Annotated in this window: 19 protein-coding genes; 9 read left to right on the top strand and 10 right to left on the bottom strand. The window is 70.0% G+C overall.

Annotated features, from left to right (window positions below; all coding sequences use genetic code 11):
- Positions 1-30 precede the first annotated feature (30 nt).
- Positions 31-765, top strand: coding sequence for a TVP38/TMEM64 family protein (locus tag AC5Y4Z_RS01845; RefSeq protein WP_499960529.1), 735 nt, complete (start codon positions 31-33; stop codon positions 763-765).
- 103 nt (positions 766-868) lie between these two features.
- Complete coding sequence (locus tag AC5Y4Z_RS01840; protein WP_499960527.1) at positions 869-1,219, top strand: hypothetical protein; 351 nt, start codon at positions 869-871, stop codon at positions 1,217-1,219.
- Positions 1,220-1,317: 98 nt separating this feature from the next.
- Here the strand turns inward: AC5Y4Z_RS01840 and AC5Y4Z_RS01835 are convergent, their stop codons facing one another.
- The gene (locus tag AC5Y4Z_RS01835) at positions 1,318-2,790 is read right to left on the bottom strand and encodes a sensor histidine kinase (RefSeq protein ID WP_499960526.1); all 1,473 of its coding nucleotides are present in this window, start codon (positions 2,788-2,790) and stop codon (positions 1,318-1,320) included.
- Positions 2,787-3,497, bottom strand: coding sequence for a response regulator transcription factor (locus AC5Y4Z_RS01830; RefSeq protein WP_499960525.1), 711 nt, complete (start codon positions 3,495-3,497; stop codon positions 2,787-2,789). Before AC5Y4Z_RS01830 ends, AC5Y4Z_RS01835 begins: the two co-directional genes overlap by 4 nt.
- Before the next feature lie 107 nt (positions 3,498-3,604).
- Here AC5Y4Z_RS01830 and AC5Y4Z_RS01825 point away from each other — a divergent pair, with 107 nt between their 5' ends.
- The 4 genes from AC5Y4Z_RS01825 to AC5Y4Z_RS01810 are packed head-to-tail and all read left to right on the top strand — an operon-like array spanning position 3,605 to position 4,919.
- Positions 3,605-3,832 (top strand): FitA-like ribbon-helix-helix domain-containing protein, encoded by a 228-nt coding sequence (locus AC5Y4Z_RS01825; RefSeq protein ID WP_499960524.1) that lies wholly within the window; start codon positions 3,605-3,607, stop codon positions 3,830-3,832.
- The gene (locus AC5Y4Z_RS01820) at positions 3,829-4,218 is read left to right on the top strand and encodes a type II toxin-antitoxin system VapC family toxin (protein WP_499960523.1); all 390 of its coding nucleotides are present in this window, start codon (positions 3,829-3,831) and stop codon (positions 4,216-4,218) included. Before AC5Y4Z_RS01825 ends, AC5Y4Z_RS01820 begins: the two co-directional genes overlap by 4 nt.
- Before the next feature lie 51 nt (positions 4,219-4,269).
- On the top strand, positions 4,270-4,503 hold the full coding sequence (locus AC5Y4Z_RS01815) for a FitA-like ribbon-helix-helix domain-containing protein (protein ID WP_499960521.1): 234 nt from the start codon (positions 4,270-4,272) through the stop codon (positions 4,501-4,503).
- Complete coding sequence (locus tag AC5Y4Z_RS01810) at positions 4,500-4,919, top strand: type II toxin-antitoxin system VapC family toxin (RefSeq protein ID WP_499960520.1); 420 nt, start codon at positions 4,500-4,502, stop codon at positions 4,917-4,919. Before AC5Y4Z_RS01815 ends, AC5Y4Z_RS01810 begins: the two co-directional genes overlap by 4 nt.
- Here the strand turns inward: AC5Y4Z_RS01810 and AC5Y4Z_RS01805 are convergent.
- On the bottom strand, positions 4,883-6,244 hold the full coding sequence (locus AC5Y4Z_RS01805) for an MFS transporter (RefSeq protein ID WP_499960519.1): 1,362 nt from the start codon (positions 6,242-6,244) through the stop codon (positions 4,883-4,885). The two genes, AC5Y4Z_RS01810 and AC5Y4Z_RS01805, sit on opposite strands and share 37 nt — an antisense overlap.
- 137 nt (positions 6,245-6,381) lie before the next feature.
- Between AC5Y4Z_RS01805 and AC5Y4Z_RS01800 the strand changes: the two genes are divergently transcribed.
- Positions 6,382-6,843, top strand: coding sequence for a nitroreductase family deazaflavin-dependent oxidoreductase (locus AC5Y4Z_RS01800; protein WP_499960916.1), 462 nt, complete (start codon positions 6,382-6,384; stop codon positions 6,841-6,843).
- Positions 6,844-6,924: 81 nt separating this feature from the next.
- On the opposite strand, the gene AC5Y4Z_RS01795 is transcribed toward AC5Y4Z_RS01800, so the two are convergent.
- From AC5Y4Z_RS01795 to AC5Y4Z_RS01785, 3 genes are read right to left on the bottom strand one after another with little or no spacing between them, the layout of a single operon-like run.
- A complete protein-coding gene (locus AC5Y4Z_RS01795) occupies positions 6,925-7,281 on the bottom strand; it encodes a DoxX family protein (RefSeq protein WP_499960518.1) in 357 nt (118 codons plus the stop codon).
- A 10-nt stretch (positions 7,282-7,291) separates the two neighbouring features.
- Positions 7,292-8,425 carry an SPFH domain-containing protein gene (locus tag AC5Y4Z_RS01790; RefSeq protein ID WP_499960517.1) on the bottom strand — a complete coding sequence of 378 codons (1,134 nt, stop codon included), beginning with the start codon at positions 8,423-8,425 and terminating at the stop codon, positions 7,292-7,294.
- Between the two features lie 25 nt (positions 8,426-8,450).
- Entirely contained in the window at positions 8,451-8,885 is a 435-nt protein-coding gene (locus AC5Y4Z_RS01785; RefSeq protein WP_499960516.1) for an NfeD family protein, read from the bottom strand.
- Positions 8,886-8,942: 57 nt separating this feature from the next.
- Here AC5Y4Z_RS01785 and AC5Y4Z_RS01780 point away from each other — a divergent pair, with 57 nt between their 5' ends.
- Positions 8,943-9,797 (top strand): Rv1486c family protein, encoded by an 855-nt coding sequence (locus AC5Y4Z_RS01780; protein WP_499960515.1) that lies wholly within the window; start codon positions 8,943-8,945, stop codon positions 9,795-9,797.
- On the opposite strand, the gene AC5Y4Z_RS01775 is transcribed toward AC5Y4Z_RS01780, so the two are convergent.
- Genes AC5Y4Z_RS01775 through fabG1 form a run of 3 tightly spaced genes read right to left on the bottom strand, consistent with a single transcriptional unit; the run spans position 9,794 to position 12,382 of the window.
- Complete coding sequence (locus tag AC5Y4Z_RS01775) at positions 9,794-10,795, bottom strand: ferrochelatase (protein ID WP_499960514.1); 1,002 nt, start codon at positions 10,793-10,795, stop codon at positions 9,794-9,796. The genes AC5Y4Z_RS01780 and AC5Y4Z_RS01775 overlap by 4 nt on opposite strands.
- 6 nt (positions 10,796-10,801) lie before the next feature.
- The gene (inhA, locus tag AC5Y4Z_RS01770) at positions 10,802-11,611 is read right to left on the bottom strand and encodes an NADH-dependent enoyl-ACP reductase InhA (RefSeq protein ID WP_499960513.1); all 810 of its coding nucleotides are present in this window, start codon (positions 11,609-11,611) and stop codon (positions 10,802-10,804) included.
- A gap of 33 nt (positions 11,612-11,644) precedes the next feature.
- Positions 11,645-12,382 (bottom strand): 3-oxoacyl-ACP reductase FabG1, encoded by a 738-nt coding sequence (fabG1, locus tag AC5Y4Z_RS01765; protein ID WP_499960512.1) that lies wholly within the window; start codon positions 12,380-12,382, stop codon positions 11,645-11,647.
- A gap of 142 nt (positions 12,383-12,524) precedes the next feature.
- On the opposite strand from fabG1, the gene AC5Y4Z_RS01760 reads away from it, so the two are divergent.
- Positions 12,525-13,364: a type IV toxin-antitoxin system AbiEi family antitoxin gene (locus AC5Y4Z_RS01760; protein ID WP_499960511.1), complete on the top strand. Its 840-nt coding sequence runs from the start codon at positions 12,525-12,527 to the stop codon at positions 13,362-13,364.
- 57 nt (positions 13,365-13,421) lie between these two features.
- Here AC5Y4Z_RS01760 and AC5Y4Z_RS01755 read toward each other — a convergent pair whose 3' ends face one another.
- Positions 13,422-14,429 (bottom strand): VWA domain-containing protein, encoded by a 1,008-nt coding sequence (locus AC5Y4Z_RS01755; protein WP_499960510.1) that lies wholly within the window; start codon positions 14,427-14,429, stop codon positions 13,422-13,424.

The following is a 14,429-nucleotide window of genomic DNA, read 5'->3' as shown; positions in this document are numbered from 1 at the left end:
ATTCACCTGCGCCCCGTAACCTTTACGGGCGTGACGGCTTCCGCCACCTGCAAAATCACCGCGACGCTGCGCGACCTCGGCTGCGCCCTGGGCGCGGCGGCGCGCCAGCTGTCGCGGCCCCGGGCGCTGGCGACAGTGGCCGGTATCACAGCCCTTGTCGTCGCGGCGAGCTGGCTTCCGCTGCCGACGCCGGTGCAGATGCGGGATTGGGCGGAATCGGTGGGTCCCTGGTTCCCGCTGGCGTTTCTGGGCGCGCACGTGGTGGCCACGGTGGTGCCGGTGCCCCGCACGGCGTTCACCCTGGCCGCCGGGCTGCTGTTCGGCCCGGCGCTGGGTGTTGCCATCGCGGTGGTCGCCAGCACCGCCAGCGCGGTGCTCGCGCTGCTCCTGGTGCGCGCGGCCGGCTGGCAGCTCAAACGCCTGGTTCGCCACCGCTCGATCGACACGGTCGACCAGCGCCTGCGCCAGCGCGGCTGGCTGGCCATCCTGTCGCTGCGGTTGATCCCCGCCGTGCCGTTCTCGGCGATCAACTACGCCGCCGGCGCATCGACCGTGCGGCCGCTGCCGTACACCGTCGCCACGCTGGCCGGCCTGCTGCCCGGCACCGCCGCCGTGGTGATCCTCGGCGACGCGCTGGCCGGTCACCCCAGCCCGCTGCTGTTCCTGGTGTCGCTGTGCACCGCGGCGGTGGGGGTGACGGGGCTGATCGTCGAGATCCGCCACTATCGGCAACACCACCGCGAGGCCCAGGCCGCCGACGTTTGACCTGAAGCGAACCTGAAGACCTCGGCCCGACGCGGCCCACTTCAGGTTGACTTCAGCTTGGCTTCCTAGCGTCGCTGGCACCGCACAGCAACGAGGAGGCACAGTGACCAGCGAAGAACCGATCCCCAGCGCGGAACCCGCGCAACCCGTCCCGGCGGCCCGGCCGTCGATCGCGCACCGCCACCCCGTCGGCGTCGCCATCGGTAGCGGCGTGGCCGGCCTCGCCGTCGGGGCCTTCGGGGCCGCCACCCTGGTCGGCCTGTGGGCCCCGCCGCCCCCGCCGCCGGGTTGGGGTTTCCCGCCGCCACCGCCGGCCGGGGCGTGGGGCCCCCCGCCGCCCCCGCCGCAGTTCGCCTGGCACCAGCCGGCGCCACCGCCCGGGGCGTTCCCGCCGCCGCCGAACCGGCCGCCGGCCGAGCCCGGCGCCCCGACTCCCCCGCCGCCGCCGCGATAAACGAGGTCAAACGAGTGTGAGTCCACGGCGTCGAATGTGAGTCCAGGGCGGAAAAATCGCCGCGGCGCCGCCATCGGCTCACACCCAAAGCCGTGGGCTCACACTGGAACTTCCGGCGCCGCGTCGACGGGCAGACTGAGCCGAAACTGGGCCCCGCCCTCGCGCGGCAGACATGCCAACTCCCCGCCGTGGGCGCGCGCCAGCGCCCTGGCGATCGGCAGGCCCAGCCCGGCCCCGCCGTGGTCGCGGTCGCGCCCGGCGTCCAGGCGCACCAGCCGCTCGAAGATGCGCTCCCGCTCGTCGTCGGGGACGCCGGGGCCGCTGTCGGTGACGGTCACCTCGGCGGTGCGGTCGGTCTCGCGGAGGTCGACGTGGATGGTCCCGCCCGCCGGGGTGTACCGGCGGGCGTTGTCGAGCAGGTTGGACAGGATCTGCGCCAGCCGGGTGGGGTCGGCCCTGACCTCGAGCTGGGTCAGGCCGGTCCTCGTTACCGTCACCCGCGGCGCCAGCATCGCCGCCCGCTCGGCCTCGGCGTCGACGACGGCCCCGAGGTCGACGTCCTGCAGATCCAGCGGCAGCCCGGCATCGATGCGGCTCAGGTCCAGCATGTCGGCGACCAGGCGCCCGGCGCGGCGCGCGTCGGACAGCAACAGGCTGGCGCGGCGGTGTTGACCGTGCGCCGCGGGATCGTTGGCGTTGCTGAGGAGTTGTTCGGCGGCGACCTGGATGCCGGCGATCGGCGTCCGCAGCTCGTGCGCAGCGTCGACGAGGAATCGGCGGGTGGCGGTCTCGGCGCGCCGGGCGGCGTCGGCCGCCTCTTGCGCCCGCCGCTCGGAGGCTTCCAGCGCTTCCAGCATTCCGTCGAATGCGCTTGCGGCGCGGCCGAGTTCGGTGTCGGTGCGCTTCGCGCGCAAGCGCCGGCCGCGGTCACCGGTGGCGATGGCCGTGGCCAGCGCCGTGAGCCGATCCAATGGCCGCAGCGCGGCCCGGCTGACGGCGACGAGCAGCAACGCGGCCACCAACAGTGTCACCACCCCGGCGCCGATCATCAGCTGACGAAGCTGACGCGTCACCAGTGTGGTCTGCGTCGTGTCGGCCACCAGGATCAGCCGGCCACCGTCGGGCAAGGGATGCACCAGTTGGGTCGCGGTCGCCTCCGGCGGCGCGAAGGGTGGTCGTGGCGGCGCGAAGGGTGGTCGTGGCGGCGGGGGTGGCCCGGGCGGTGGTGGCGGGCCCCATGCCGGAACGAACGCGCCGGCGTCGGCGTCGGCGCTAAGCGCGTAGTCGCCGTAGCCGGCGCCGTCGGCGGCGATCACCAACGCCCGAACGCCGCCGCCGTTGAGCTGGGCGGCGATCTGCTGCGCCGGGGTGCGCGCCAGAGCCAGCGCGTCCGCGCGCGACGTCGCCGCCAGCAGCCGGTCGTTGAGGTCGCGACGCGCCTGGGCGCGCAGGCTCACGTCGATGACGACGCCCAGCGCCAACAAGACGACCGTGAGCAACCCGATCACGACGACGGTGACCCGCCGCTGCAGCGACGGCGTCGGCGTGACGGGGTCGGGTACGCCCGTCACGCGCGTCGGGGCTGGAGCCGGTAGCCGATGCCGCGCACGGTGTGCAGGATCCGCGGCCCGTGGACCTCGAGCTTGCGCCGCAGCCCGCTGACGTGCACCTGCACGAGGTTTGGGTCGTAGGCGTCGTAACCCCATACCGCACTGAGGATTTGGCCGGCGCTGACGGTCCGGCTGCGCTGCTCGGCCAGGAAGTGCAGCAGCCGCAACTCGGTGGCCGTCAGGTCCAGCACGTGCCCCGCGCGCACGGCGACGCCCGCGTCGACGTCGACCATCAGGTCGCCGACCTGCAGCGCCCGCGGCAGCCGTCCCCGCCGGCGCAACACCGCGCTGACGCGGGACACGAGCTCGGCGAGCTCGAAGGGCTTGACGACGTAGTCGTCGGCCCCGCCGTCGAGGCCGCGCAGCCGATCCGGCAGGCCGTCGCGGGCGGTGATCATCACGATGCCGGCGTCGCCCCAGTCGCGGATCACGTCGATGAGCTCGAACCCGTCGCGCCCCGGCAGCATCACGTCGAGCACCACCAGGTCCGGGCGCAGGCCGTCGAGCGCGTCTTCCAGCCCGTCACCGTCGGGGCGCGCGTCGGCGTGGTATCCGGCGTCGGTCAGCGCCTCGCTGACCATTTCGCGGATGGTCTCGGAATCCTCGACCACCAGCACGCGAGGCGTTGCGCCCGCGGGACGGCTGGCCGCGCGCCGGGAACTCGTCATGCCTCATTGTTAGCGCGCGTCGCCGCTGAGCGGCCGTCGGAGCGGTTTTCTTCAGGTTCGCTTCACGTTCGGACACATGTCTATAGCATGTGCGATATGTTCAAGACATGTCAGTGATGGTTCAAATTCGGAATGTGCCCGACGAACTGGTCCAGGAGTTGAAAGCCAGGGCGGCGGCGCACCGCATGAGCCTCAGCGATTTTCTACTTGTTCGGCTGCGTGAGATTGCCGAAGAACCGCCGCTCGACGAGGTTCTCGATCGGCTCGCGGCGTTGCCGCGCCGCGAACTCGGCGTGACGGCGGCCGAATTGGTCGGCGAAGCGCGATCCGAGTGATCGTCCTGGACACGTCGGCAGCCGTCGAACTGATCCTTGCGACACCATCGGGGGCGGCAGTGAACCGGCGACTGCGTGGCGAGGCTTTGCACACCCCTGCCCACTTCGACGTCGAAGTGGTCGGTGCGATACGCCGCGCCGTCGTGCGCCGGCTGATCAGCGACCACGAAGGGCTCGTCGCCGTCGCCGATTTACAAAGTCTGCCGGTGCGGCGTTGGCCAACAAAGCGTTTCGTCAAGCGCGCTTACGAACTGCGCGGCACTCACACCGTTGCCGACGGCGCGTACGTGGCACTCGCCGAGGGTCTCGCCGCGCCGCTGATCACTTGCGACGGGCGACTGGCGAGTTCCCATGGACACGGAGCAGACATCGAATTCCTCGGCTGAGCACCGGATCGACTGCCATCAGTATGATGCGTTTGCTGCTATTCTGCAGGCATGGTGGCCATCACGATCCGCGGCATACCGGACGACGTTCGCGACGAGCTCGCCGCACGCGCCGCGCGCTCCGGGCAGTCACTGCAGGAATACCTGCGCGGGCTGCTCGTGGCGACCGTCGAGAAGCCCGCGGTCCACGACGTCGTCGCCCGCGCCCGCGCCCGGGTCAACGCGACCGGTGTGCGCCTCGACGCAGCGGCCATCCTCGCCGCCAAAGACGCCGACCGCCGGTGACCGAGCGTGTCGTCTGCGACGCCTCGGCCGTAGTTGCCGTCCTGCTCGATTCCGGCGCCGACGGTCAGTGGGCGACGACGCGTCTGGCCGAAGCGGACCTCCACGCGCCGACGCTGTTGCTCTACGAATGCGCCAACGTCATCAGGCGCGCCGAGCTCGGCGGCGTCGTCAGCGCCGACCAGGCCGCTCAGGCCCACGCCGATCTGCTGGATCTGGCGATAGAGCTCTGGCCATACGAACTGCTCGCCGGCCGCGCCTGGCAGCTGCGCGCCAACTTATCGAGCTATGACGCCGCCTACGTCGCGCTGGCCGAGATCCTGGCGGCGCCGCTGGTGACCCTGGACCGGCGGCTTCTGCGAACGCCGGGAATTCGGCTTTCTCAACTACCGAGACCCGACGATCGGGAAGCGACGTAATCTCCGCCGTCGCCGTCGGGGCTCTCCACCGAGGGCCCGGAGCCCAGTAACGGCCTACCGGCCACCTCCGGGGCGAAGGCCAGGGTGACGGCGCCGACGACCCCCGCGAACATCAGCATGTACGCCGGCCACATCGCGTTGCCGGTTCCGGCGACCAGCGTCTCGGCGACCAACGGGGTGGTGCCGCCGAAGGCCGACACCGCGATGTTGAAGCCGATGGACACGGCGCCGTAGCGCACGTTGGTCGGGAACAGCGCGGGCAGGATGGCCGGCTCGAGGCTGCTCAAAAACAGCATTGGGAGCCCCACGAGCAGGACGCCGGCGAACTTCGTCGGATACGCCGCGCCGAAACGCATCAGCGAAAACGCCGGTATCGAGACGGCGACGAGCAGCCCGCAGCCCGTCCACATCAGCGGTTTGACCCCGACGCGGTCCGAAAGCATGGCGACGAACAGCACGCCGACGGTCAGCACGGCCAGCACGATGAGGACCATCACCAGCGCCACCGTGTCCCCGACGCTCGCGGTCTTCTTGAGGTAGGTCGGCACGTACCCGCTGACCATGTAGCTGGTGTCGGTGACCGCGAGCTCCACGCCCAAGCAGATCAACAGCCCCTTCCACTGCCGCACGACCGTCTGCACGAACTGCTTGCGACCGGAGATCGGCGGCTGGCGTGCGTGCATCTCCTCGTAGTCGGGCGACTCGTCGATGCGCTTGCGCAGGTACACCGCGATCAGGCCGAGCGGCGCGGCCAACAGGAACGGCACGCGCCAGCCCCAGGCCAGCATGTCGCTCGTCGGCAGCGCGGTCTGCAGCGCCGTCACCAGCGCGGCGCCCACCACGAAACCGGCCAGCGTGCCCACCGGGAGGAATCCGGCGAGCATTCCGCGCTTGTGGTCCGGGGCGTGCTCGGCGATGTAGGTCATGGCGCCCGCATACTCGCCGCCGGACGACAGCCCCTGGCAGATCCTGACGACCGTGAGCAGGATCGGCGCCCACACCCCGATGGTGTGGTAGACGGGAAGCACACCGGTCAGCGACGCGCACACCGCCATCAGCGAGATCGTCATCACCAGCACCGGCTTGCGCCCGATGCGGTCGCCGAGCGGGCCGAAGATGAACCCGCCCAGCGGCCGCACGACGAACCCCGCCGTCATCGTCCCGAACGTGGCGATGAGGTTGCCGGCCTCGGAGTTTTCCCCGGGATAGAACTTCTGCGCGAGGATGGTCGCGACGAGGCTGAACAGCGTGAAGTCGTACGCCTCCATGAAGTTGCCGATCGCGGTGCCCTGGATCGAGCGATGCGTGGCACGGGCGTCGACCACCGTGACCTCGTCGTGTGTACCGCGGCGAGCCTTGCCCGCTTTTGGATTCATTGGGTATCAGGCTTACCCGAAACGTTGCCCGGCTATGCGACCGCCCCGGGCGGAGGAGGATCACAGTCATGGCTGCACGAGCATCGATGTTGGCGACGGCCGGCGCGCGGTTGCTGCGCTCCCGACGGCTGGTGCGCGCCCCCGTCTGGATCTACAAGGCCCGCGCCGGCGCGCTGTTCGGCGCGCGCATCCTGATGCTCGAACACATCGGGCGCAAGTCGGGCGCGCCGCGCTACGCCGTGCTGGAGGTCGTCGACCACCCCGCCCCCGACGTCTACGTCGTCGCATCCGGCTTCGGCCGAAAGGCCCAGTGGTTCCGCAACATTGAGGCCAACCCGCGCGTTCGGGTGTACGCCGGCAGCCGGGCGCCGCGGCGCGCCACCGCGCGCGTTCTGGCCCAGGACGAAGCCGACCGGACGCTGGCCGCCTACCGCGACCGGCACCCCCGGACTTGGGAACGGTTCCGCCCGGTGCTGGAGCAGACGCTGGGCGCGGCGATCACCCACACCGACGCCCCGCTGCCCCTGGTCGAATTGCGGGTGGACTAGCCGGTGCTTTCATCGAAACTGCAACCAGCGCGCCTCCGCCGCCGAAATCGCGATCTGAGCGCAGGATCGATGCGCATCGGCCTAGCGCGTGTCCGGCCCCTTGACCGTCATCGCGGCGAACGTGGCCAGAAACGTCGCGGCCGGAAGCGTGTTGACGATTTTGTCGCGGACCCGGATGTGCGCGCCCACCGCCAGGACGAAGTACAACGTCAGCATCGCCGTCGTCAGCCTCGCCAGGGCCGGGAACCGGGTGACCGACAACAGTCCCAGCGCCGCGGCGGCCTTGACCACGGGCAGCACGCGCCGGACGTCGTCGGGCACCCCGAGGGTGTCCAGGACCTTCTTGATCGGGGCCACCTGGACCCCGCAGGCCACGGCGTCGCCGGCGTGGAAAGCGGCAAGCGCCACATAGGTTTTCGGTGAAGTCAGGACACTCATGCCCGAAAGCCTATTGGGTCAGCTCGGGCGGCGCACCCGGCTGGCCGTCGACCGGCTGCCGCGCGATCGCCTCGGCCTTGGCCACGGCCTGGGCGATCGCCGGGTCGGTCTCGGTGGAGAACCAGTCGGCGACTTCGGCGTCGTCGTCGCCGGCGTGCTTGGGCGCGTCATCGACCGGCGACGGCTGGAACCGGAACACCCCGTCCTCGCCCGGAGCGCCGAGCAGCTTGGTGAACCCCTGCAGCGCCGCGCTGAAATCGCTGGGCACCACCCACACCTTGTTGGCGTCACCGCGCGCCATCTCCGGCAGCGTCTGCAGGTACTGGTAGGCCAGCATCTCCGGGGTGGGCCTGCCGGCCTTGATCGCGGCGAACGTCTTCTCGATCGCCTTGGCCTGCCCCTGCGCCTGCAGGTAGGCGGCGGCGCGCTCACCCTGCGCGCGCAGCATCCTCGACTGCCGATCGGCCTCGGCGGCCAGGATCGCGGCCTGCTTGGCGCCCTCGGCGGCCAGGATCTGCGCCTGCTTGTTGCCCTCGGCCTCCTTGATCGCCGACTCGCGCATGCCCTCGGCGGTCAGGATCATCGCCCGCTTCTCGCGGTCGGCCTTCATCTGCTTTTCCATCGACGCCTGGATCGATGGGGGCGGGTCGATGCTGCGCAGCTCGACCCGGGCGACGCGCAGGCCCCAGCGGCCGGTCGCCTCGTCGAGCACGCCGCGCAGCTGGCCGTTGATCTGGTCCCGGGAGGTCAGGGTCTGCTCGAGCGTCATCCCGCCGACCACGTTGCGCAGCGTGGTCGTGGTGAGCTGCTCGACGCCGACGATGTAGTTGCTGATCTCGTAGACGGCCGCCTGCGGCACGGTGACCTGGAAGTAGACCACGGTGTCGATGTTCAGCGTCAGGTTGTCCTCGGTGATCACCGGCTGCGGCGGGAACGACACCACCCGCTCGCGCAGGTCCACGCGGGCGCGCACCCGGTCGATGAACGGCACCAGCAGCGTCAGTTGCCCGCTGACCGTGCGGCTGTAGCGACCCAGGCGTTCGATCACCGCCGCCTCGGCCTGCGGGATCAGGGCGACGGACTTGGCCACGATGATGATCCCGAAGATCACCAGCGCGAGCGCCACCACCAATAGAACGACCATCTTTTCCTCCTGTTTTTTCAGAGGGTTACACGCCCTTGAACACCACCGCTGTGGCGCCGCTGATCTGCATGACGGTGACCCGTTCGCCGGGCTCGTACACGTCGTTGTCGTTGAGCGGCCGCGCCGTCCACACCTGGCCGTCCAGCTTCACCTGGCCTTCGTCGCGCGCGACGCGGTCGAGCACCAGCGCGCTCTTGCCCTCCAGCGCGGCGATGCCGGTCGGCAGCCCTTTGGCGGGCGCGAGCCGTCGCCGCAGCGCGGGCCGCACCCCGATCATCAGCAGGATCGACACGGCCACGAACACCGCCGCGTTGGCCCAGACCGGCCAGCCCAGCAGCCAGGTGCTGCCCGCGGCGGCCAGCGCGCCCCCGGAAAGCATCAGCAGGGACATATCGCCGGTGAGCGCCTCGGCACCGGCAAGCACCAGCGCGAATATCAGCCAGATCACCGCGGCGGGCATGCGGCCAGAATACGCGTAATCCGACTTTGCCGGACCAAACAACTACACTCCGAGAACATGTGGTGTCCCAGTGTCTCGCTGTCCCTGTGGGCCAACGCCTGGCTCGCGGGCAAGGCCGCGCCCGACGATGTCTTGGACGCGTTATCCCTCTGGGCGCCAAAGCAATCGGTCACCGCGTATGATGCCGTCGCCGCGGGCCACACCGGGCTGCCGTGGCCCGACGTCCACGACGCCGGGACGGTCACGCTGCTGCAGACGCTGCGCGCCGCGGTCGGCCGGTCCCGCGCCCGCGGGACGATCAACGTGGTGCTGCCCGTGCCCGGCGACGTGCGGGGGCTGGCCCCGGGGACGCAGTTCGAATCCGACGCCCTGGCCGCGGGCGAGGCCGTCATCATCGCCAGCCCCGACGATCCCGCCGCCGCCATCGGGCTGGTCCCCGAGTTCAACTACGGCGAACTCGACGAGGTCGACGACGGCCTGCCCGAACTGTGCGGGCTGGCGTGGACGGTTTATTCGCTGCCGGGCGCGCCCGTACTCGACCACTACGAGCTCGGCGACGCCGAGTACGGGCTGCGGTCGGCGGTGCGATCGGCCGCCGACGCCCTGGGCACCCTCGGGCTCGGCGCCGCGTCCGACGTCGACGATCCGCGGGGACTCGTCGAGCAGCTGCTGGAATCCTCACGGCAACACCGCATTCCCGACCACGCGCCGACTCGCGCGCTGCGGGTGCTGGAGAACGCCGCGCACGTCGACGCGATCATCGCGGTCAGCGCGGGCCTGGCCGGGATCGGCCCGCAATCGTCGTCGCAGGCCCAGATCGCGACCGACGCGCTGCGGCCGCTCACCGCGGTGGTGCGCTCGGCGAGGATCGCGGCGGTCACCGCGATCCTCTACTCCGCCTGGGCGGACTAGGTCTGCTGCGGCGCCGCGCAATGCGGCGGGCGGCACGGTTCGCCGTCGGTGCTGGCAAAGCAGCCCGGCACCGGATCGGTGCCGCTCACCCGGCGCGGCGCGCGCCCGTGGCGGAGCTCGTCGATCAGGTCGGCGGCCAGGCGGGCGAACCGCCGATCGGCGTTGGGCGTTGCGGCCCGGGCAAACGCGATTCCGGCGGCCTCGGCCTGTAACCGCAACTCGTGGTCGAGATCCCAGACGACCTCGATGTGGTCGGCAACGAACCCGATCGGGCAGACGACCACGGCCTGGGGGGTGATCGCCCTGAGGTGGTCGGCGACGTCGGGTTGCAGCCATGGAATCTGGGGCGGGCCCGACCGAGACTGCCACACCAGGTCGTAGTCGGCGTATCCGGCCGCGGCCGCGACCAGCCGTGCGGCATACGCGACTTGGCGGCTGTACAGCCGCGGGCCGCAGCGTTGGTCGGCGGCCACCGGGATCGAGTGCGCGGTGAACACCAACCGGGCGCCGGCGGGCACCGCTTTCGCGGCGTCGGCGACGGCGCCGGCGAACATCTCCACGAAAAGCGGATGGTCGAAATAGGTTCGCAGCTTGACCAATTCGGGCGCGCCGGGTCCCGCCGCCGCGCGGGCCCGGGCGATGTCCTCGACATACTGCGTGCAGCTGGAGTACCCGCTCCACGCCGACGTGGTGAACACCGCGGCACGACGAACGCCGTTGTCCCGCATGGCGGTAACGGCGTCTTCCACGTAGGGCTCCCAGTTGCGGTTGCCGAAGTAGACCGGCAACTGCTGCTCGGCCTCCAGCTGCGCGATCAGCGCCCGGTTGATGCCGTTGATCGGCGAGACTCCGCCGAAATGCAGGTAGTGCTCGGCGACGTCGTCGAGGCGTTCCGGCGGGACGTTTCGGCCGCGGGTGACGTTCTCCAAGAACGGCCGCACCTGCTCGGGCCCCTCCGGGCCGCCGAAGGACAGCAGCAGGACGGCGTCAAACTCCATTGCGATTTACAGCAATTGGGTGCTGGCGCCGCCGTCGGCGTAGATGACGGTCCCGGTGGTGGCGGGCAGCCACTCGGACAGCAGCGCGCACACCGTCTTGGCCACCGGCGTGGCGTCCTTCATGTTCCAGCCCAGCGGCGCGCGCTGGTCCCAGCCCTCCTCGAGCAGGTGTATCTGCGCGCCGGCCTCCTCGCCGAGCGCGCCGCCGACGATGGCGCTCATCGCCAGCGTCCGGATCGGCCCGGCCGCAACCAGATTGGAGCGCACGCCGTAGCGGCCGGCCTCGCGGGCCACGAACCGGTTGACGGACTCCAGCGCGCTCTTGGCGACGGTCATCCAGTTGTAGGCCGGCATCGCGCGCGACGGGTCGAAGTCCATGCCGACGATCCCGCCGCCGGGGTTCATGATCGGCAGCAGCGCCTTGGCCAGCGACGCATACGAATACGCCGAGATGTGGATGCCCTTGGCGACGTCCTCGTACGGGGCGTCGAAGAACGGGTTGATGCCCATCCCGGTCTGCGGCATGAAGCCGATCGAATGCACCACGCCGTCGAGCTTGTTGCCCTCACCGATCACCTCGGTCACCCGGTCGGCCAGCGTGGCCAAATGCTTCTCGTCTTGCACGTCGAGCTCGATCAGTGGGGCCTTGTTCGGTAGCCGGTCGGCGATGCGCTGGATGAGCCGCAGCCGGTCGAACCCGGTCAGCACCAGTTCGGCCCCCTGCTCCTGGGCCACCCGCGCGATGTGAAACGCGATCGAGGAGTCGGTGATGATCCCGGTGACCAGAATCCGTTTGCCTTCGAGCAGTCCTGCCATGTCCGTCCTTAATGCCTTGTGTCGTAATGAAAATCAGTGGCCCATGCCCATGCCGCCGTCGACCGGGATGACCGCGCCGGCGATGTAGCTCGCGTCCTCGGACGCCAGGAAGCTGACCACCCCGGCGACCTCGGTGGCGGTGCCGACCCGCTTTGCCGGGATGAACTCGAGTGCCCCCTTCTGGATCCGCTCGTCCAGGGAGCGGGTCATCTCGGTGTCGATGTAGCCGGGGGCGACCACGTTCGCGGTCACCCCGGCCTTCGACAACTCGCGGGAAATCGAGCGGGCCATGCCGATGAGGCCGGCCTTGGCGGCCGCGTAGTTGGACTGGTTGCCGATGCCCCAGCTGCCGGAGACCGAACCGATGTAGATGATCCGGCCGAACCGCTTTTTCTGCATGCTGCGCGCCGCACGCTGGGTCACCCGGAACGCGCCGGTGAGGTTGGCGTTGATGACCTCCTCAAACCGCTCCTCGGTCATCCGGATGAGGAATGCGTCCTTGGAGATGCCGGCGTTGGACACCAGCACCTCGACCGGGCCCTGGTGCTCCTCGACCTCGGTGAAGGCGCGGTCGACGGCGTCGTTGTCGGTGACGTCGCACTCGACGCCGAACAGCCCGTCGGGCACCCCTGATCCCCGGTGCGTGACGGCCACCTTGTGCCCGTCGGCGGCCAACCGCTGCGCGATCGCCAGACCGATCCCCCGGTTTCCGCCCGTCACCAGGGTCGAACGGGACACGAACGCGGGTCTGCCGTAGTCGGAGTCAGTCACCCCGCCAACCTATCGTTTCAGTGCGGTCCGCCTGAAATCTCCCCCTCTCGCGCGCGTAACGTCATGGCGAAACAATGAGCGGGATTCCGCCCTGGCGTTACGTGAGCGTCGGGCTGTCGGTGTGGCTCAGCACACTTTCGTCATGACTGACCCGTTCGTGGGCAGCGAAGCCCGGGCCGCGCAGCTAGTGACTCGCCACGAGCTGCGAAGCCGTTACGTCGCCCTTTTCCGGGACGTGTACCTCCCGCGGGACACCGAACTGACAGCGGTGCGGCGCGCCAAAGCAAGCTGGCTGCGCTCGCGGCGCCGCGGCATCCTGGCAGGTTTCTCCGCTTCCGCTCTGCATGGCGCTCGGTGGATCGATCCATCGCGGCCGGCCGAGATCATCGATACCAACCGCCGCCAAGCCGCCGGGGTGCGCGTCTGGGAAGAACGCATCGAGGCCGACGAGATCACCGTCATCGATCAGATGCGCATCACGACGCCCGCGCGCACCGCGCTTGATCTGGCCCGCCGCAATCCGGCGGGCATCGCGATCGCCGCGATCGACGCGCTGGTCCAAGCGACCGAGTTGAAGATGGCAGACGTCGAGCTGCTCGTCGACCGCTACCGCGGCCGCCACGGCATGAAGGCCGCCAGAGCGGCTCTCGAACTCGTCGACGGCGGGGCTCAGTCGCCGAAAGAAACCTGGTTACGGCTCTTGCTGGTGCGCGCCGGATTTCCCCGTCCGCAGACGCAAATCGCGGTGCGCAACGAATGGGATTGGGCCGAAGCGTATTTGGACATGGGATGGGAGGACATCAAGGTCGCGGTCGAGTACGACGGCGATCATCATCAATCCAGTCGCTATCAATACGTGAAGGACATCCGTCGCCTGGAGATGCTCGAACGCTACGGGTGGATCGTCGTTCGGGTCATCGCTGAAGACCACCCCGACGACATCACCCGTCGAGTGGCCCAAGCGCGCGCCCGCCGCATGTAACGGCAGGGCGAAATATGGAGCTAAGTTTCGCCCCGGCGTTACGTCCGCGGAATAGGGCTAGGTCGGCAGCCGGCGGTTGATCAGCAGCGCCGCCCCCGCCGCCAGCGCCAGCACCAGCGCGCCCAGGCGCAGCCAGCTCGCGCTGGCGTCACCCTTGATCGTCTCGTAGCCGATCTGCTGCTGCAGCGAGGCGTAGACGGCCTTCAGCTCGGCCAGGCTCGCGGCGTTGTACCAGCTCCCGCCGGACAGCTCGGCGACCTTCTTCATGGTGGAGTCGTCGACCGGGACGGGCTGGCGCTGATCGTTGATCTCGACGAAGCCGTAGGGGGTGCCGAACGAGATCGTCGAGATCGGTACGCCCTGGTCCTTGGCGGTGCGCGCGGCGGTGAAGGCGCCCTTGGGGTTGTCGGGGTTGGTCGGCATCGTCTCCTTGCCGTCGGAGAACAACACGATGCGCGCCGGGGGCGGCGTGTCGCCGCCGCCGATCACCGCGCCGACCGTGGCGATGGCCTGCAGCGCGGTGAAGATGCCCTCCCCGGTCGCGGTGCGGTCGGCGAACTGCAGCTTGTCCAGCGCGTTCTTGGTCGCCTCCCGGTTGGTGGTCGGCGACACCAGCACGGTCGCGGTGCCCGCGTACTCGATCAGGCCCAGGTTGATCCCCGGGGTCAGCTCGTCGGCGAACGCCTTCGCCGCCTCCTGCGCGGCGGCCATCCGGTTGGGCGCGACGTCGGTGGCGCGCATCGACTGCGACACGTCGATCACCAGCATCACCACCGCGCGGTTGCGGGGGATCCGCACATCGTTGGTGGGCCCCGCCATCGCGACGGTGAACAGCACCAGCGAGGTCACCAGCAGGATCGCCGGCACGTGCCGCCACCGCGATGGCCGCTGCGGGGCGACGCTTTCCAGCAGCTCCATGTTCGCGAACCGCAGCATCCGCCGCTGGCGCGCCAGCTGCAGCACGATGTACAGCGCGGCCAACCCGGCGACGACGAGGAGAAAAAGGAAGAACCACGAATGCGCGAAGCCCGACAACGTCATCGGGCCCAGCAGGGGCAAGGTCAT

The sequence above is a fragment of the Mycobacterium sp. NGS63 genome, from assembly GCF_059812295.1.
Note: the sequence above shows the minus strand (reverse complement) of the source record. Positions and strands in the feature narration are given on the sequence as shown.